The 19270-nt window shown below is 67.4% G+C and carries 14 protein-coding genes; 7 read left to right on the forward strand and 7 right to left on the reverse strand.

From position 1 onward, the window contains the following. Positions 1 to 468: 468 nt before the first annotated feature. The 3 genes from G1C96_RS09780 to G1C96_RS09790 all read right to left on the reverse strand — a co-directional run bounded on the left by G1C96_RS09780 (position 469) and on the right by G1C96_RS09790 (position 2679). A complete protein-coding gene (locus tag G1C96_RS09780) occupies positions 469 to 804 on the reverse strand; it encodes a branched-chain amino acid transporter permease (protein ID WP_169276415.1) in 336 nt (111 codons plus the stop codon). Further along, positions 804 to 1673 (reverse strand): AzlC family ABC transporter permease, encoded by an 870-nt coding sequence (locus G1C96_RS09785; RefSeq protein WP_169276403.1) that lies wholly within the window; start codon positions 1671 to 1673, stop codon positions 804 to 806. Before G1C96_RS09785 ends, G1C96_RS09780 begins: the two co-directional genes overlap by 1 nt. A gap of 82 nt (positions 1674 to 1755) precedes the next feature. After that, positions 1756 to 2679: an isoaspartyl peptidase/L-asparaginase family protein gene (locus G1C96_RS09790; RefSeq protein ID WP_169276404.1), complete on the reverse strand. Its 924-nt coding sequence runs from the start codon at positions 2677 to 2679 to the stop codon at positions 1756 to 1758. Between the two features lie 270 nt (positions 2680 to 2949). On the opposite strand from G1C96_RS09790, the gene G1C96_RS09795 reads away from it, so the two are divergent. The 6 genes from G1C96_RS09795 (at position 2950) to phnX (ending at position 11445) form a co-directional block, all read left to right on the forward strand. Beyond that, on the forward strand, positions 2950 to 3189 hold the full coding sequence (locus G1C96_RS09795) for a hypothetical protein (RefSeq protein WP_169276405.1): 240 nt from the start codon (positions 2950 to 2952) through the stop codon (positions 3187 to 3189). Between the two features lie 121 nt (positions 3190 to 3310). After that, positions 3311 to 4189 (forward strand): MurR/RpiR family transcriptional regulator, encoded by an 879-nt coding sequence (locus tag G1C96_RS09800; protein WP_169276406.1) that lies wholly within the window; start codon positions 3311 to 3313, stop codon positions 4187 to 4189. Between the two features lie 217 nt (positions 4190 to 4406). After that, positions 4407 to 5216, forward strand: coding sequence for an ABC transporter ATP-binding protein (locus G1C96_RS09805; protein WP_169276407.1), 810 nt, complete (start codon positions 4407 to 4409; stop codon positions 5214 to 5216). A 3-nt stretch (positions 5217 to 5219) separates the two neighbouring features. Further along, positions 5220 to 8096 carry an extracellular solute-binding protein gene (locus tag G1C96_RS10175; protein ID WP_205832130.1) on the forward strand — a complete coding sequence of 959 codons (2877 nt, stop codon included), beginning with the start codon at positions 5220 to 5222 and terminating at the stop codon, positions 8094 to 8096. A 736-nt stretch (positions 8097 to 8832) separates the two neighbouring features. Beyond that, a complete protein-coding gene (gene phnW / locus G1C96_RS09815; protein ID WP_169276408.1) occupies positions 8833 to 10041 on the forward strand; it encodes a 2-aminoethylphosphonate--pyruvate transaminase in 1209 nt (402 codons plus the stop codon). Positions 10042 to 10659: 618 nt separating this feature from the next. Beyond that, on the forward strand, positions 10660 to 11445 hold the full coding sequence (gene phnX / locus G1C96_RS09820; protein ID WP_205832131.1) for a phosphonoacetaldehyde hydrolase: 786 nt from the start codon (positions 10660 to 10662) through the stop codon (positions 11443 to 11445). A 485-nt stretch (positions 11446 to 11930) separates the two neighbouring features. Here the strand turns inward: phnX and dnaG are convergent, their stop codons facing one another. The 4 genes from dnaG to alr form a co-directional block, all read right to left on the reverse strand. Then, complete coding sequence (gene dnaG, locus G1C96_RS09825) at positions 11931 to 14084, reverse strand: DNA primase (protein ID WP_169276410.1); 2154 nt, start codon at positions 14082 to 14084, stop codon at positions 11931 to 11933. Positions 14085 to 14135: 51 nt separating this feature from the next. Next, positions 14136 to 14393: a hypothetical protein gene (locus G1C96_RS09830; RefSeq protein ID WP_169276411.1), complete on the reverse strand. Its 258-nt coding sequence runs from the start codon at positions 14391 to 14393 to the stop codon at positions 14136 to 14138. Positions 14394 to 14576: 183 nt separating this feature from the next. Continuing rightward, positions 14577 to 15866 (reverse strand): deoxyguanosinetriphosphate triphosphohydrolase, encoded by a 1290-nt coding sequence (locus G1C96_RS09835; protein WP_169276412.1) that lies wholly within the window; start codon positions 15864 to 15866, stop codon positions 14577 to 14579. A 50-nt stretch (positions 15867 to 15916) separates the two neighbouring features. Next, positions 15917 to 17275 carry an alanine racemase gene (gene alr, locus G1C96_RS09840; protein WP_169276413.1) on the reverse strand — a complete coding sequence of 453 codons (1359 nt, stop codon included), beginning with the start codon at positions 17273 to 17275 and terminating at the stop codon, positions 15917 to 15919. 312 nt (positions 17276 to 17587) lie between these two features. On the opposite strand from alr, the gene G1C96_RS09845 reads away from it, so the two are divergent. Next, a complete protein-coding gene (locus tag G1C96_RS09845; RefSeq protein WP_169276414.1) occupies positions 17588 to 19012 on the forward strand; it encodes an amino acid permease in 1425 nt (474 codons plus the stop codon). The last annotated feature ends 258 nt before the right edge of the window (positions 19013 to 19270 follow it).

The following is a 19270-nucleotide window of genomic DNA, read 5'->3' on the forward strand; positions in this document are numbered from 1 at the left end:
CGCTCTTGAGTTCTCAAACCACCACACCAGCCAAGCGAACCCCGGAACCAGCCGAACCGGAGGAACCGGACCGCTCAGCGGCAGCGAGTAAGTAACTTACACGACTCCCCCGGATCACGCAAACCAGCCCCCACGCGACCACCCGAAAACCCTACGAAACACTCGCATCCATCGGCGTGTCGCACACACCCAAAAACAGGCCTCCATCATGCAGATTACGCCGCGAATCTCCCGGCGGACAGGCAAAAACGCCCGCCGCACCGGCGTGTCGCGAAGAGTTCATCCCCCGTTCGCTTCGCGCGTCGCACGCACGGCTCCGGGAAACGTCAGCAGACATCTTCCGTGCATCGCAACGTTGCGACGAAGGACCATCGAAGGGAACGCGACCGAAACGCAAAACGGTCGGTCACCGCAACGTTGCGATGACCGACCATCGTCCGCGCCGACGCACAGACCGAGTCAGCGGCGTCAGACGAACACCACCTGCACGAGCACCATGTAGAGCACCGTGCCACCGGCGATCGAGAGCAGCATGCTGCGCTTCCACCAGTGCAGCAGCACGATGGCCAGCATCGCGATCGCCTCGGGGATGCCGTGGCTGCCGGACGTGAGCGACACGTCCTTGAGCGAATACACCACCAACAGGCCGGTCATGGCGTACGGCAGCACGCTGCCGAGGTACTCCACCACGCGCGGCGGGCGCTTCGATTCGGGGAAGACGAGGAACGGCAGGAAGCGCGTGAGCATCGTGCCGAGAGCCACCACCGCGATGGTCGCCACGGCCTGCCAGGTCGTCATGGTCATCATGCCGCCGTCCTTTCGTCGTCGCGCCGCGGAACGGCGGCCTTATGGTTGGATTCCACATGGTCGACTTCCGCATGGTCAGATTCCATCCGACCGTGATCGGCCGCCGCACGATCGGATGCCGCGTCCGCGGCGGTCGTCGTGCCACGATCGTCCCCCGCGCCGCCCGGGGCCGACGGCGTCTCGTCGAGATGGCGCCGCAGCAGCAGGAACACCGCCAGCATGAGCGCCATCGAGGGGATCATGAAGTCGGACGAGCCGAACAGCGCCAGACACGCCGCCGTCGCGCCGACGCCGATGACGCCGGACACGTGCGCCCGCCCGGACGCCGTTCCCATCCACTGGTCGAGGAAGATCACCAGGAACAGCGCCGTGAGCACGAACTCGATGCCGCGCGTGCTGAACGGCAGCAGGCCGCCCACGAGCCAGCCGAGCGCCGTGCCGGCGATCCAGTACCAGCGGTTGAGCATGGAGACGAACAGCATGAACCATCCGCGGTCCACGTCGTCCGGAATCCGGGTCCCCGAGTTGATGGCGAAGGTCTCGTCGCACATGGCGAAGATGAGGTACGGCTTCTTCCAGCCCATGTTGCGCAGCTTGCCCAGCATCGACAGGCCGTAGAAGAGGTGCCTCGCGTTGACCATGAGCGCCAGCAGGAACGCGGCGACGGGATTGAACGCGCTGAGCAGCAGGTTCACCGTGACGAACTCCATGGAGCCGGCGAAGATGAAGAACGCCATGCCCACCGGATACCAGAACGCGAAGCCCTTGGCGTGCATGAGCAGGCCGTACGAGCAGCCGAGGAACAGGAAGCCCGCGGCGATGGGGGCGGTCAGCGGGAACGCGGCGCGGAAGGCGCGCAGACGCATGCCGCGTCCGGCGCCGCCACGCGCCCCGGGTTCGGTTTCGGATCCGGAACGATCGCGCAGAGAAGAGTCACGCAGGGAAGAATCACGCATGGACGCGCCGCCCCCAGGGAGTCGCGTAGCCGAAGTTCATCGTCTCGCTGTTGTACGCCACCACGCCGGGACCGTGGTCCGGCACCACGATGAGCCCGCCGTCGCCGCGGTGCGCCGCGATGTCGTCGAGCACGGCCTCGGCGGCCTCGCGCGGGTCCTGTCCGGCGAAGCGGATGCGGTCGGCCACCTGATGCGCCGCCACGGTGCGCACGAACGCCTCGCCGATGCCCGTGCCGGAGACCGCAGCCACGCCGTCGGCCGCGTAGTTGCCGCAACCGGTCTGGGGCGTGTCCCCCACGCGTCCGGGCATCTGGTTGGTGATGCCGCCGGTGGACGTGCCGGCCGCCACATGGCCTTCCGCGTCGCGCGCCACCGCGCCGATGGTGCCGTGCTTCTCCCACGCGTCGCCGTCGCGCCGCGCGCGTTCCAGCGAATCGCGGCGCGCCTGCGTCACGAAGTAGTCGGGATCGCGCAGTTCGATGCCCCACGAGCGCAGCAGCTCCTCGGACGGACGCGCGAACATCACGTGCTTGGTACGCTCCTTGACGGCGCGCGCCACGTCGATCGGGTGGCGGGCCGTGTCCAGTCCAGCCACCGACCCCACCTCGCCGTCGCCGCCCATGAGACACGCGTCCATGGACACCTTGCCCTCGCTGGTGAGCGCGGCGCCGCGGCCGGCGTTGAACTCGGGCGCGTCCTCCATGACGCGGATCGCGGCGCAGACCGCGTCGAGCGCGTCGCCGCCCTGTTCGAGCAGCGCGTATCCGGCGTCGAGGGCGCGTGCGAGGTCCGTCTCGGCGATCCGTGTGCGCTCCGGGTCCGCGTCCTTGCGCCGGTCGCCGGCTCCGGCGTGGATCACCAGCAGGATGTCGCGATCGTCGCCGGCGGACGGCGTGGTCTCGGTCCTCACGTTCATGTCTCCTTCGTCAATGGTCGATGAGCGACGGTCGGCGACCGGTCGTCGATGTCCGATGGCCGACGGTCGCTGGCGTTCGCCGCGGGATGCCATGGTACGGCGTCATCCGCGGGGATGACGGGCGCGAATCGCTGGGTGGACGGGATCGTCCCGGCGCACGAGGGCGGACGAGGAGGCGGACGGGCACGATGGGATCATCGCCGCCGCGGAGACGGCGCCGCGGGCCCCCGCACGGGCGACCCGCACGAGGGAACAACGAGGAGGTCCGCCATGCTGGACGTCAATCTGCTGTCGCAACTGGGGCTGCTGGTGATCGGCGGCCCGCTGCTGGTCTTCGGTCTGGTCGCGTTCGCGCTGTCCGGCGCCACGTACGGGGTGCGCACGCTGCGCCGGCTGCCCGCGTGGGAGGGCATGACGCGCCCGTTCCTGTTCCTGGGCGCGATCATGGTGACGTTCGGCGCCACGGTGGCGGCGCCGGCGGTCCCCGCGCTGCTGGGAACCCTATTCTGAACGGGCGCGCCGGAAAAGTTCACCTTCCATTCATGACCGTGTCAGCCGATCCGTCGCCGCATCCCCGCGCCGATCCGTAGGCTGGAGACAGTCGGACAATCCACCGGACGGAAGGGCGGTCATGGGCTCGCTGGCGCACATCGAGGAGCGTATCGGACGCGTGTACCCCTCCCTGCACCCCGCCGAGCAGCAGGTGGCCTCCTACGTGCGCGACCATCTGCCCACCGTGGGCGAACTGACCGTGGGCGAGCTCGCCGAGGCCGCGGAGGTGAGCCAGCCCACGGTGATCCGCGTGGCGCGCAAGCTCGGGTTCAACGGCTACCGCGAGTTCCGCCACGCCCTCACCCATCCGCAGGCGCCGGCGGCCGCGGGCGGGGACGGATTCAACCCGCTGGAGGGCTTCAACCTGCACCCGTGGGACACGCTCGAGGACGTGCCGGCCAAGGCCGCGACGGCATCGAAGTCGCTGCTGGACGACATGCTCGGCGTGCTGGACGTCAAGGCGTTCCGCAGGGCGGTGGACCTCATCGCGCACGCGCGCGTGATCGACGTGTACGGCGTGGAGGACTCCGTGGCGCCGGCCACCGATCTGGTGTGCAAGCTCTCGTATCTGGGGCTGCAGGCGCGGCTGCACGCCGACGCCTATCTGCAGCAGATCTCCGCCACGCATCTGGGCGAGCAGGACATGGCGATCGCCTACTCCTACTCCGGCGCCTCGTCGGACACCGTCAAGGCGCTGCGGCTGGCCAAGAACGCCGGCGCGGCCACGCTGGGCATCACCAACGTGGCGGGCACGCCGCTCGCCAACTGGGCGGACATCACGCTGTTCGCCGGCCAGGGCAAGCGCACGATCTACGGCAACGCGATCTTCTCGCGCATCGCGCACATCGCGCTGACGGACATGCTCTACATGGGCGTGATCCTCACCGACTATCCCCGCTTCTCCGCCGCGCTGGACCGTTCGGGGCGCGCCGTGGCGGACCGCGAGTTCGTCGCCTGAGCGCAGAGTCGTCCTTCGAGGCCGACGCCCATGCAGGACGGAACCACGGCACACTACGTCGACTACGTCGCCGCGACGTTGTTCATCTTGCTGTTCACCTTGCCGCCCCGAACGTTTCCCCGCACACCCGGCCCTCGGCGACGGTCCGGCACGAGGATGGAAGACGTAGTGCGCGGGGAGAGTCCCCGCATGAGGCAGTGAAGGGCAAACGGACACCATGCTGGAATTGAAGGACATCACCAAATCGTTCGGGGACACGCACGTGCTCAACGGCATCAGCCTGACGCTGGACAACGGCCGGATCATGTCGATCCTCGGCCCGTCCGGCGGCGGCAAGACCACGCTGCTCAACATCATCCTGGGCATCACCGACGCCACGAGCGGACAGATCATCTACGACGGCGAGGACCTGACGGACGTGCCGATGGAGAAGCGCGGCTTCAACATCGTGTTCCAGGACTACGCGCTGTTCCCGAACCTCACCGCGTACGAGAACATCACGTACGGCCTGCGTAACAACCCGGGCATCTCCTCCGAGGCGGAGATCAAGGAGCTCATCTCCCTGCTGGGTCTCGAGGAGCACCTGAACAAGCGCATCGACGAGCTCTCCGGCGGCCAGAAGCAGCGCGTGGCGCTGGCCCGCACGCTGGTGATGAAGCCGAGGCTGCTGCTGCTCGACGAGCCGCTGAGCGCCCTCGACGGCGTGATCAAGGAGTCCATCAAGGCCAAGATCAAGCAGATCGTGGAGCAGTACCACCTCACCACGATCATGGTCACGCACGACCCCGAGGAGGCGTGCACGATGAGCGACCGGGTGCTCATCATCAACCAGGGCAGGATCGCCCAGTACGACACCCCGGAGAACATCATCGAGCATCCGGCCAACGACTTCGTGCGGACGTTCATCCTCCACCAGCTCGAAGTGAAGCGCAACAACATCTACACCCTGTTCAACGAGGGCGAGCACGCCGCCGCCGGCGCGAACGGAGCCGACGCCGCGGTCGCCCCGAAGCGAGCGGAGGCCTGAGCCATGTCGGTCGAATCCATCCAGGCGGGCAAGCAGCTGCCCAAGATCGCCCCCGAGATCTCCAACCACGAGCGCCGGCCCAGCGCGCCCAAGCAGACCGAGCTGTGGACGCTGCTGGCCATCGTGTCCATCGCGTTCCTCGCGTTCCTGGTGATCCCGCTGGCCACGGTCATCGTCAAGTCGTTCCAGACCGGCGACGGCGCGGCCACCATGGCCAACTACTGGGCGGTGCTCACGCGCCCCGAGTTCGGCGTCTCCGTGCTCAACTCGCTCAAGGTGTCCGCGGCGAGCGCGCTGGTGGCCATGCTGCTGGCGTTCCTGCTGGCGTACACGGTGAACTGCACCAACGTGCCGGCGGGGCTCAAGAAGGCCATCACGCTGCTCACGCAGGTGCCGATGCTCCTGCCCACCATCACGTACGGCTTCGCGATCATCTACTCGTTCGGCAAGCAGGGCCTGATCACGCGGCTCCTCGGCTTCCAGCCGTTCGACATCTACGGCTTCAACGGCCTGCTCATCGGCTACGTGGTGTACACGCTGCCCACGTGCTTCCTGCTCATCAACAACAGCTTCCAGTTCGTGGACAAGAAGTTCATCATCGTCTCGCACATCATGGGCGACAAGCCGTTCACCACGTTCCTCAACACCGTGGTGCGCCCGCTGATCGGCACGATGGCGATCGCGTTCATCCAGTCGTTCTTCCTCGCGTTCACCGACTACGGCATCCCGACCTCGGTGGGCGGCGAATACGACGTGCTCGCCATGACGCTGTTCAACCAGATGCTCGGCTCGATCCCGAACTTCAACCGCGGCGCCGTGATCGCCGTGGTGATGCTCGTCCCCTCGATCATCTCGATCATCCTGGTGACGGCGCTCGAGCGCTTCGCGATCCGCTACAACAAGATCTCGCAGGTGGAGCTGCCGAAGGGCCGCAGGCGCGACTGGGCGTGCGGCGCGGCCTCCGTGGTGACGCTGGCGTGCGTGCTGAGCCTGTTCGCGGTGATCCTGCTCATCCCGTTCGTGAACGAGTGGCCGTTCGACACGGGCTTCACGTTCGGGCACATCGCCTCGCTGTTCACCGACTCCGAGCTGACGCAGGTGTACACCAACTCGCTGTACGTGGCCGTGATGACCGCCATCATCGGCTGCCTGTTCGCCTACGCCGCGGGCCTGGTGACGTCCCGCTCCAAGCTGCCGAACTGGGCGCGACGCACCGTGGACGCGATGAGCTCGGTCATCAACACCGTGCCGGGCATGGTGCTCGGCATCGCGTTCCTGTTCGTGTTCTCCGGCTCGAGCCTGCAGAACACGTTCTGGATCCTCATCGTGGCGAACATCGTGCACTACTTCGCCACGCCGTACCAGATGATCAAGGACTCCCTGACCAAGATGAACGCCTCGTGGGAGACCACCGCGAAGCTCATGGGCGACAACTGGATCAAGACGATCGTGCGCGTGGTCACGCCGAACGCCCTGCCGACGATCCTGCAGGTGTTCAGCTACTACTTCGTCAACGCGATGGTCACGATCTCCGCGGTGGTGTTCCTCACCGGCGCGCGCACGCAGGTGATCACCACCAAGATCTCCGCGCTGCAGCACGTGGCGAAGTTCGACGAGATCTTCGCGCTCTCGCTGCTGATCCTGGCCACCAACCTCGTGGTCAAGGGCGTGACGGCGTTCGCCACGCGCGACCGCGGCACGCGGAAGGTGCGGGCGCGTGCCACGGTGAAGGCGACGGTGCCGCAGGTGGCCGTGGCCGCCGCCGCGGTGCGCCCGGACAGCCGCCAGCGCGCCATCGAGCAGACCGGCGCCAACGGCAGCCCCGACTTCCCGCTGCCCACGACCGGCAACCGCAGGGCGCGCAACGCGTTCACCGGCGCACTCTCCGCGGTGCTGGCCGTGCTGCTGGTGGCCTTCGGGTTCGGCGCGACCGCCTCCTCCGCGAACGGCCAGGTGGTGATCTACACCAACGCCGACGACGAGGCCGTGGCCGCATTCCAGCACGCGTTGGACGGCAACGGCTTCCGCGACCAGTACATCATCCAGAGCTTCGGCACCTCCGAGCTGGGCGGCAAGATGCTGGCCGAAGGCAGGGCGCTCGAGGCGGACATGCTCACGATGAGCTCCTACTACGTCGATTCGGCGCAGGAGCGCAACCACATGTTCGCGGACCTCACGGACGTGAAGTCGAAGCTGCTGGACGACTCGCAGAACTCCACCGCGCCGGCGTACCGCTCCCCCACCACCGCACAGGAGGGTGCGATCATCGTGAACACCAAGACGATCGCCGAGGCCGGAGTCCCGGAGCCCACGAGCCTCAAGGACCTGGCCGACCCGAAGTACGCGGGCCTGATCTCCGTGCCGGACATGGAGGGCTCCTCCACCGGCTGGCTCATGATCCAGGCCATCGCCGACGCGTACGGCACCGGCGAGGAGGGGCAGCGTATCCTCACCGCCATCTACCGCAACGCCGGTCCGCACCTCGAACAGTCCGGTTCCGGCCCGCTCAAGGCCGTGCGCTCCGGCGAGGTGGCGATCGGCTTCGGCCTGCGCCATCAGGCCGTGGCGGACAAGGCCAAGGGCCTGCCGATCGACTTCGTGGACCCGTCCGAGGGCAACTACTCGCTGACCGAGTCCGTGGCCGTGCTGGACAAGGGCCGCGCCACGAATCCTAAGGCGCAGCAGATGGCCGGCGTGATCATCGACAAGGGCCGCAAGGAGCTCCTCGAGACCTACCCCACGCCGCTGTACGAGGGCGAACAGGCCCCCGCCAACGCCTCGAAGCGCTCGAAGTCCTTCCCGCAGGCGCTGACCGTGGACCTGTTGCAGCAGCACCAGGACTTCTCGTCCGCGTGCAAGCGGGCCGCACAGGGCGACTGAGCGGGCGTCTCTCCGCTCGCCCGTCATTCTGGGCGAGGGGTGCGCCTTCCCTCGTCATCCTGAGCACGAGCGCGCCCTTCCCCGTCATCCTGAGCGGAGCCCGTCAGGGCGGAGTCGAAGGATCCTTGACCCAACCCACAAATCAAAGATCCTTCGACTCCGGCTTCGCCTCCGCTCAGGATGACAGGAAAGAACCGGCCCCTTCGTTCGAACAGACGGACCGCCACCGTCATCCTGAGCAAGGGTGTGCCTTCCCCGTCATCCTGAGCGAAGCGCAGCGGAGTCGAAGGATCCTTGACCATGCCGAGATAGTCAAAGATCCTTCGACTCCGGCTTCGCCTCCGCTCAGGATGACCGAGGAAAGCCATTCTCCACTCAGGATGACCGGGAAATCCGCACTGGATGATGTGGGAGAGGCCCGGCTTCGTATCCCCAGCATCCGTCGGAGCGGGGCGCATATCATCGCGTCCCGTTCCGTTCACCCCAACGTAACCCCCACCTACGCGTCCTACGGATGACACTCCGTGCACCCGATTTCGACTACGTAGATTACTGGAAAACTCCATAGTTCATTAGACTCGGCGACCGGAAGCCCCAATCGCACAGCGCCGACACGAAGCCGCTGCGACGCCGATCGATCGCCGCTCCGCGAACGCGCACCCGCGTCCCGCGGAACCCGCGCCACGTGACGCGGACATCAGACGCTCAGACGCAAGACACCAGAAAGGAACCCCCGATGAACACCGAATACAAGCTCCTCACCCCCGGCCCGCTCACCACCACCCGCACGGTCAAGGAGGAAATGCTCTTCGACCACTGCACGTGGGACGCCGACTACCAGCAGATCACCCAGAAGATCCGCCGTCAGCTGCTTGAGCTCGCCCACTGCAACGCCGACGACTACACCGTCGTGCTCATGCAGGGCTCCGGCACCTTCGGCGTCGAGAGCGTGCTCACCTCCGTGATCGGCAAGGACGAGAAGGTCCTGCTGTGCACCAACGGCGCGTACGGCGACCGTCAGGCCGACATCTGCCGCCACGCCGGCATCGACTTCGTGCAGTACGCCGAGCCGTACGACCGCATCCCGGACGCCGCCAAGGTCGAGGACTACCTCAAGGCCGACCCGTCCATCACGCACGTGTCCATGATCCACTCCGAGACCACCTCCGGCCTGCTCAACGACATCGAGGCCGTGGCGCGCGTGGCCAGGCAGTACGGCAAGACGTTCATGGCGGACGCCATGAGCTCGTTCGGCGGCGTGGACATCCCCGTGGCCGACTGGGGCATCGACTTCCTCGTGTCCTCCGCCAACAAGTGCATCCAGGGCGTGCCCGGCTTCAGCTTCATCATCTGCAACAAAGCCAAGCTCGAAGCGTCCAAGGGCAAGGCCCGTTCGCTCTCGCTCGACCTGTGGGACCAGTGGAACACACTGGAGAAGGCCAACGGCAAGTGGCGCTTCACCTCCCCCACCCACGTGGTGCTCGCCTTCTCCAAGGCACTTGACGAGATGTTCGCCGAAGGCGGCATCCCGGCGCGTTCCGCCCGCTACACGCTCAACAACGAGCTGCTCATCGCCCGCATGAAGGCGCTCGGCTTCCGTCTGTTCCTGCACGACCATCAGGGCCCGATCATCACCACGTTCCTCTACCCGGAAGGCACCACGTTCGACTTCCACGACATGTACGAGTTCATCAAGGAGCGCGGCTACGCGATCTACCCGGGCAAGCTCACCGACGAGGAGACGTTCCGTCTGGGCAACATCGGCGAGATCTACACCGACGACATCGAGAAGGTGACCGAGCTGCTGGCCATGTACATGGGCGAGCGCGGACTGCTCAAGCCCGCCACCGGATCCGACTCCGTGCCGGAAGCGATCGCCGCGATGGATGCCGCCGGTGCCCCGATCAAGGCCGCCGCCCCCACGTCCGTGAAGCTCACCGCCTGATTCCCCGCTTCCTCGTCATCCTGAGCGAGGACCGGGTCCGTCCCCCTTCTCGTCATCCTGAGCGAAGCCCGTCAGGGCGGAGTCGAAGGATCCTTGATCCCACCCACAAATCAAAGATCCTTCGACTCCGCTGCGCTCCGCTCAGGATGACAGGAAAGGACCGGCCCCTCCGCTCGAACAGACGAACCGCCACCGTCATCCTAAGTTGAGGACCGCTCAGCTCTCTCCCCATCATCCTAAACGGAGGCCGATCAGTCCCCCTCCCCATCATCCTAAACGGAGGCCGATCAGTCCCCCTCCCCATCATCCTAAACGGAGGCCGATCGGTTCCCCTCCTCGTCATCCTGAGCGGAGCCTGATCGGCCCCCCTCCTCGTCATCCTGAGCGAAGCCCGTCAGGGCGGAGTCGAAGGATCCTTGACCCAACCCACAAATCAAAGATCCTTCGACTCCGCTGCGCTCCGCTCAGGATGACAGGAAAGGACCGGCTCTTCCTCTCGGGAGGGCAGAGAAAGAACAGGCCCCTTCGCCCAGGATGACAGGGAAAGGACAGATTCCTCCGCTCGGGATGGCAGAAACCCCCAATCCATCCGCTTTCGTTCACCAAGGAGAACACATCATGACCAGCACCCGCTTCGAGGCCGTCATCTTCGACTGGGCCGGCACCACCGTGGACTACGGCTGCTTCGCCCCCGTCAAGGCCTTCCAGGAGGCGTTCAAGGAGTTCGGCATCGAGCCGACCATGGCCGAGACCCGCAAGCCGATGGGCATGCTCAAGCACGACCACATCGAGACCATGCTGCACATGGACCGCATCGCCCGCGCATGGGAGGACGCCCACGGCGCCGCCCCCACCGACGCCGACGCGGACAAGGTGTACGCGCACTTCGAGCCCAAGCTGCTGTCCATCCTGGACGGCTTCGCCACCCCGAAGCCGGGCGTGGTGGACACCATCGCCACGCTGCGCGAAATGGGCCTCAAGATCGGCTCCACCACCGGCTACACCGACAAGATGATGGAGATCGTGGCGCCCAGGGCCGCCGAGCAAGGCTACGCGCCGGACTTCTGGATCAGCCCCGACGGCGTGGACGGCTTCGGCCGCCCCTACCCGTACATGGTGTTCGCGAACCTCAGGACGCTGGGCGTGACCGACGTGCGCCGCGCCGTCAAGGTGGGCGACACGCTCTCCGACATCCGCGAGGGCAAGAACGCCGGCGTCTTCACCGTGGGCGTCACCGAGGGCAGCTCGCAGATGGCGCTGAGCCAGGACGAGTTCGACGCCCTGTCCGAGGCGGACAAGGATGCCGCACGCTCCGCCGCGCGCGAGGCGTTCGTGGCCGCCGGTGCCGATGCGGTGATCGACACGATGGCCGAGCTGCCCGCCCTGCTGCGCCAGATCGCCTGATCGGACGACTCTTTCGTTGTCCCGCGCGGGTGCAGCCCCCCTTCCCCGTCGTCCCGCGCAGGCGCAGCTTCTTCCCCCTAGTCATCCTGAGCGGAGGCGCAGCCGGAGTCGAAGGATCCTTGGCCGTTCTTGCATAGTCAAGGATCCTTCGACTCCGGTCTAGCGGCCTCCGCGCAGGATGACTGAAGAGATATCCCCCTCCGCGCAGGATGACCGAGGGGGCATTCCGGCCTCCGCTCAGGATGGTGGGAAGAACATTGCGGCGCGCGCCTGGGACGACGGGGCCATATTCCGGCACCTGTGCGGGGTGACGGGAAACCGGGACCGGCCGACTCCGAACATTACGGGCTGAAAATGACGAAATCCCGGATTCCAAGTACCAAATGGACGCTTTTGCGGGGGTTTGGCGCTTGGAATCCGGGATTTCGTCGTTTTCAGCCCGTATTCTCGCCGGACGCACGGCCTCGGGCCCCCGGCATCCGCCGCTACGCCACGTTGTTGTTGTAGACCTGCGATTGGAGGTCCTTGCGGGCGGCCTCGAGCTTGGCGACGCGGCCAAGCAGCGCGAACTTCTCCTCGCCGTCGGGCAGACGGGCCATGCGGCGGCGGGCGTCGGCCACGCGACGCATGTAGTCCATGTCGATGAGACGCACCAGCAGCTCGGTGGCGTAGCGCGACTCGGCGGGCGTGGCCGGACGCAGCTGCACGGCCGCGGCGGCGGTTCCCCCGGGGCCGGTCATGCCCGGGGCCGTGCCGGACACCACGCCGCCCGCGCCCGCGGCCGCTCCCCCGTCGCCCTGTGCGGAGGCCGATGCGGACGGCAGCGGCAGCGGCATCACCGCAAGCTCGTTGATCACCTGCTCGAGCATCGGCCCGCCCGCCTTGGTGAGCGCGTGCATCCACAGGCCCTGCGGGGTGGCGTCGGCCGGCAGACCGCCCGCGGCCTCGAGCGCCTGGAACATCGTGCGGAACACCGGCGTGGTGAAGCTGTCCGCGGTCAGCTGCGCGAACAGCGTACGATCCACGGCGCGCGGCACCTGGATCAGCGTGGCCATGAACTGCTGCTCGCACACGAACACCGCGTCGTCCACGCGGAAGTACGTCTGGTTGCGCGCGTCCCGCCGTTCCAGCGCCTTGCGTTCGGCGGGGTTGGCGTACGGATTCTCGTCGCGGCGTTCCCGTTCCGCGGCCGTCTCGCCGCCGAAGCCGCGTCGCGCGCCCCGGGGCGCGTAGGCGTCCTCGTCGCGCACGTGCGCGGCGCGCCGGGCCGCGGCCACCTCGCGCTGCAGGATGTCCAGATCCACGCCCACGCGACGGGCCGCCTTGCGCGTGTACACGTCGAGCAGCGACCGGTCGCGGATCTGCGCGATCACCGGCGCCACCGCGTGCACGGCGCCCATCTGCCCGGTGGTGAACTGCGTGTCGAACCGGTCGATCGCGGTCTCGATCACGAAGTCGTACAGCGGCCGCGCGCCCTCGATGAGCGAGCGCACCGCCTGGTCGCCGCGCCGGATCCTCAGGTCGCACGGGTCGAGGTTGTCGTCCGCCACGGCCACGAACGTCTGCGTGAGGAACGCCGAGTCGAGGCCGAACGCGTGCAGCGCGGCCTTCTGCCCGGCCGCGTCGCCGTCGAACGTGAACACCACGCGCGAGCTGACCACCTGCCCGTCCACCTTGCGCGGCCCGATGAGCTGGATGGCGCCGAGCGAATCGTCGGCGATGAGCCGGCGCACGATCTTCGCGTGCTCGGCGCCGAACGCGGTGCCGCACGTGGCCACGGCCGTGTCGATGCCCGCCAGATGCATGGCCATCACGTCCGTGTACCCCTCCACGATCACCACCTGACGCTTCTTGACGATCGCGGCCTTGGCGAGGTCGATGCCGTAGAGCACCTGGTTCTTGCGGTACAGCTGCGTGTCCGGGGTGTTGATGTACTTGGCGGCGATGGTGTCGTCCTCGTACAGCTTGCGCGCGCCGAAGCCGAGCGTGCGGCCGGTGGAGTCGCGGATGGGCCACGTGACGCGGCCGCGGAAGTAGTCGTACACGCCGCGCTGACCCTGACGCGCGAGACCGGCGTCGAGCATCTCCTGCTGCGTGAAGCCCTTGGAGGCGAGGTGGCGCACCAGATTGTCCCAGCCCTGCGGCGCGTAGCCGCAGCCGAAGCGCTCGCAGTCGGCCTGGCTGAAGTTGCGTCCGCCGAGGAGCTTCCTGGCGGCGAGCGCCTCCTTGCTCATGATCTGGGAGACGAAGAAGCGCTGCGCCTCCTCGTTGACCTCGAGCAGGCGCGCGCGGCGGGAGCCGGAGCGTTCGCCGTCGGGACGCCCGGTGCCGGTCTGCTCGTAGTGCAGTTCGATGTGGTACCTGTCCGCGAGCAGCTCCACGGCCTCGCGGAAGTCGATGTTCTCCTGCTGCTCGACGAACTTGAACACGTCGCCGCCCAAGCCGCAGCCGAAGCAGTGCCACACGCCCAGCGAGGGGCGCACGTTGAAGCTGCCGGTCTTCTCGTCGTGGAACGGGCACAGGCCCACGTAGGTGCCGGTGCCGGAAGGCTTGAGCGCCACGGACGCGGATACGATGTCGTACAGGTCCGCGGCGGCGCGCACCTTCTCCACGTCTTCCTTCTTGATCATTCCAGCCATGCCTCACACCCTAGCGGCACGAACCGACGCGGGCACGCGGAACGGGCGGATTCAGTGGCCGCCGAAGGCGATAGTGTCCAGTCCGGAGTAGACGCCGTTGGTGGGGTCGCCGTGGTGGCTTCTGCGCTCGGCGTCGCGGTGCTCGGACCGTTCGGCGGCGTCCATGCGCGCCTTGGTGGGCGTGACGGCCTCGAGGCGGTCCACCTCCCTGATCTCCTCCGCCGTCGCGGCGTCCGCGGCGTTCTGCGAGGCGGCGTCGGCCGCGCCCTCGGTTCCGATGTTCCTGACGTCACTGGTCTCGTCGTTCATCGCGAGCTCCTTGTCCCCCGGGTGCCTGAGGCGTCATCGCCCGCTGCGGCACATCTGCATCTCCATGGTAGTTCCGCGGCACCGATCACGGCAAGACGCGGACGCGATCGCGGGCGATCGTCTTCCCGTCTCGTGAAGGCCGCCGCCTGCGCAAAGCCGCTCGAACGATGCCGCCGCGCGGCGTCACCCGCACAGGATCGAATGCAGCGCCAGCGCCGACCCGTCCGTCAGGCTCGCCACCTGGTCCACGGCCACGCGCAGACGCTCGTCGTCGTTGGTGGACTCGTTCCAGTCGTCGAGGAACTGGCTCTCCAGCGCGTCGGAGGGACGGGGCGAGTCGCGCATGAGCACGTCCACGAGATCCTCCACGATGCGCAGCTCCTCCTTGTGGAACGGCTCGCGCTCCCTCGGCGCCATCACGAAGTACACGGCGATGCCCTTGAGCGCCACGATCTCGTAGCTCGTGCCCTCGGGGATGACCACGCTGGCCGAGTAGCGCGTGAGCGGGCCCGGGCCGTACGTCTCGCGCGTGGCGTGCTCCACGCTCCACGCGAACCTGCCGATGAGGTCGGACGTGATGTTCTTGAGCCTCGCCAGCGCCTGCCGCGACCCGTCGAAATGATCGGGGAACATCCGCAGGCGCCGCAGCCGCCTGAACGCGGCGAGCAGCAGGTCGGGGTCCCAGCGCTCGCCGTACCACGCGCGCGTCTGCTCCACGATGCGGTCGAGGACGCGGGGATCCGTGAGCGCGATCGGATTGAACGCGCCGGTGGCGATGGAGTCCTCCACGTCGTGCACCGAATAGGCGATGTCGTCCGCGAGGTCCATGATCTGGCACTCCATCGGCTTCGTGGCCTCGGGCGCGCCGGTCTTGAGCCAGCGGAACACGTCCGCGTCGTCCGGGTAGACGCAGAACTTCGCGCTGCGCTCCCCCTTGGGATGCAGCGGCGCCTCCGCGAGCGTCCACGGATACTTGACGGCCGCGTCCAGCGACGCGCGCGTCAGGTTCACGCCCGCCGAGCGCAGCCCGTCCGGGTGGAACACCTTGGGTTCGAGGCGCGTGAGGATGCGCAGCGTCTGCGCGTTGCCCTCGAACCCGCCGATGTTCGCGGCGATGGACGCGAGCGCGCGCTCGCCGTTGTGTCCGAACGGCGGGTGGCCCAGATCGTGCGCCAGGCAGGCGCAGTCCACGATGTCCGGGTCGCAGCCGAGCAGCGCGCCGATCTGCCGCCCGATCTGCGCCACCTCGAGCGTATGCGTGAGGCGGGTGCGTGCGAAATCGTCGGTGCCGGCCACGAGGATCTGGCTCTTGGCGCCGAGCCTGCGCAGGGCGGACGAGTGGATGAGGCGCGCGCGGTCGCGTTCGAACGCGGTGCGCGACCTGGACTTGGGCGGCTCGGGGGCCCAACGCTCCTCGTCGAAGGCGTCGTAGCCCTCGCCCGTCGGAATCCGTTCGCTCGCCGCCGTGTCCATGTCCCGTCTCCCCGCGTCCTGACGAATCGTCCTGCGTCCCGCGCGCCGTCCTACAGCAGCGTGGTCGGGTCGAGCAGGGCGAGATCCTCGGGCGGCAGCACCTCCGCCGCATTGAGGTAGAGGCGCGGGATGCGGTTGCGCAGGCACGTGAAGATCTCGTAGCTGATGGTGTCCGCGGCGCGCGCCCAGTCGTCGGCGGTCGGCTCGCACACGGCCTCGCCGCGTCCGGGGCCGAACAGCACCACGGTGTCGCCCTCCTCCACGCCCATCGCGTCGGCCGATCCGTGCAGGTCCAGGATGAACTGGTCCATGCACACGCGCCCGGAGACGCGCTCCAGCTTGGGGCCCTGCCTGGTCATGATGCGCACCGGGCCGCCGAGCTTCTCCACGTGCTTGGCGCCCTGCATGTCGAATCCGGAGGCGGAGCGGTGGATGCCGTCCGCGTAGCCGAGCGGCACGATGGCGGTGGACGTGTTCTGCGGCGTCAGATACGTGCGCCCGTAGGAGATGCCGTGGCCGGCCTCCACGTCCTTGACGGTGCCGAGCTGCGCCTGCAGCGTCATGGCGGGCTTCAGGTGGTAGCGCTGCGGCGTGCCCATGGCCGGGTCGGGCTCGTAGCCGTACAGGCCGATGCCGGGGCGCGTGAGCTCGTAGTGCACCTTGGGGCGGCTCAGCGTGGCGGCGGTGTTGGCGATGTGGCGGATCTCCGGGGCGATGCCGGCGGCGCGCATCCGCTCGGTGAACTCGTCGAACACGGCGATCTGGGTGTCCGTGGACTTCACGAACTCGGGGACGTTCGGGGCGTCGGCCACGGCCAGATGGCTCCACTGGCCGACCACCTGGATGAGGCCGAGCGACTGCTCCTCGCGCAGGGCCCTGAGCGCCTCGTCGAACGCCGCGGGCGTGAATCCGTTGCGTCCGAAGCCCGTGTCGCACTTGACGTGCACGCGCGCGGGGCGGCCCACCCTGCGCGCCGCCTCGGCCACGCGGGCGATGCCGGCGAGCGAGCCGACCGAGACGTCCACGTCCGCGGCGATGAGCTCGTCGAACGGCACCTCGAGACCCGAGTACATCCACGTGAGGATGCGGCAGCGGTCGGGGCCGATGCCCGCCTCGCGCAGGGCCAGCGCCTCGTGCGCCTGCGCCGTGCCGAGCCACGTGGCGCCGCCGGCGAGCGCCGCCAGCGCGGCGGGGATCAGGCCGTGGCCGTAGGCGTCCGCCTTGACGACGCCCATCACCGCGGTGCCGGAGTCGGGGCCGCCGCAGATCTCCACGAGATGCGCCATGTTGTCGCGCAGCGCCCTGAGGTCCACGATGCACTGCGCCGGATACCTGCGGCACGCCGCCTTGTAGTTCGCCCTGCCCTGCTCACTCGAAAAAACCCACTGGGGTGCTGCGCTCAAAGTCATGGCCACCATTGTGGCGCGGCGCTATGACGTTTGCGTATCCGGGGATCGCCGCGCGACGGCCGCGCACGGCCGGGGCATGACCGGGCCGCACGCCGCCGCACGCCGGCGCATGACGCCGCATCCGCATGGCGAGACGGAATCCGCCGTCATCCGGCCGCTTGTCAACGCACGGCCCTACACTGGCTCCACATGTCCGCCCGGCGCTGACGCAGCGCGCGCGGCCATTCTGATTCCCGGCGTTTAAGGCGTGCCGAGGTCCCGGAACTCCGTCCGGTCCAGCCCATATCCATTCCGCATATCCGAGAGAAGATTATGGATCTTTTTCGCAAGAAGTCGGTGGATCAGCTGGTCGCTGAATCCACCCCGCTCAAGCGCACCATGCGCACGTTCGACCTCACGATGCTCGGCATCGGCGCCATCATCGGCACCGGCATCTTCGTGCTGACCGGCAAGGGCGCGCTCACCGCAGGCCCGGCGCTGTCCGTCTCGTTCCTGCTCGCCGCCGTCTGCTGCGGCTTCGCGGGCCTGTGCTACGCCGAGTTCGCCTCGATGGCCCCGGTCTCCGGCTCCGCCTACTCCTACTCGTACCTGGCGTTCGGCGAGCTCATCGCGTTCGTGATCGGCTGGGATCTGATCCTCGAATACGCCCTGCAGGCGGCCACCGTGTCCGCCGGATGGTCCGGCTACTTCAACAAGCTGCTCGAAGGATTCGGCCTGCATCTGCCCGTCGAGCTCACCGCAGCGTACGGCACCACGCCGGGCGTCACCACGTACTTCAACCTGCCCGGCTTCGTGATCGTGCTGCTCATCACGTGGGTGCTGTCCATCGGCATCAACCAGACCAAGCGCACCAACGACATCATGGTCATGATCAAGCTCGTCATCATCGTGCTGTTCATCGTGTGCACCGTGTGGTACGTGAACCCGGCCAACTGGAAGCCGTTCTCCCCGTACGGCATCTACACGTTCCAGCCGGACTCCACGCAGCCGTACGGCATCGTGCCGGCCGCGTCGATCGTGTTCTTCAGCTTCATCGGATTCGACGCCGTGTCCTCCTCCGCGGAGGAGACCGTGAACCCCAACAAGACGCTGCCCAAGGGCATTCTGCTGTCGCTGGCCATCTCCACCGTGTTCTACGTGATCATGACGCTCATCATGACCGGCGTGGTGCCCTACCAGGACTTCGCCAACTTCATCGACGCCCCCGTGGCCGGCGTGATCCTCGCCACCGGCATGAACTGGCTCGCGTTCATCGTGAACCTGGGCGCGATCATCGGCATGACCACCGTGATGCTCGTGCAGCTGTACGGCCAGTCCCGCATCTGCTACGCCATGAGCCGCGACGGCCTGTTCCCGAAGCTCTTCGGCGAGGTGCACCCCAAGTACCGCACGCCGTTCAAGGGCACGTGGTTCTTCGGCATCCTCACCGCGGTGGCCGGCGGCTTCATCAACATCAACATCCTGTTCGAGCTGGTGAACATCGGCACCCTGTCCGCGTTCATCATCGTGTCCGCCGGCATCCTGTGGATGCGCCACACCCAGCCGGACGCCCACCGCGGCTTCAAGGCCCCGCTCGTGCCGTTCACCCCGATCTGCGCGATCGCGTTCTGCCTCGTGCTCATCGCCGGCCTCAACTGGGAGACCTGGGTGCGCTTCGCGATCTGGTTCGGCCTCGGCCTGGTGGTGTACTTCGCGTACAGCCGCAAGCGTTCCAAGCTCAACGAGGTCGCGGCGTGACGGCTTCGGTCACGGTCTGATCGGCTTGATCGGTCTGATCGGTCTGATCGACATCAGCCTCCTCTGAAACGAAACGAGCCCCTGCGACCAACCTGTCGCAGGGGCTTTCGCATGCCCGCACACGCTGTCACGCGGCTCTTCGCATTTTGGTGTGTATGGGTGGTGGTTTAGAGGTGGGTCTGGATGGCTTGTCCGAATCCGCCTGTGTGGAGCAGGCTTCTGGTGATGTAGTTGTCGAGATTGCGGAAGCCGAGGGCG

It is taken from the genome of Bifidobacterium moraviense (assembly GCF_012932365.1).
GTDB lineage: Bacteria > Actinomycetota > Actinomycetes > Actinomycetales > Bifidobacteriaceae > Bifidobacterium > Bifidobacterium moraviense.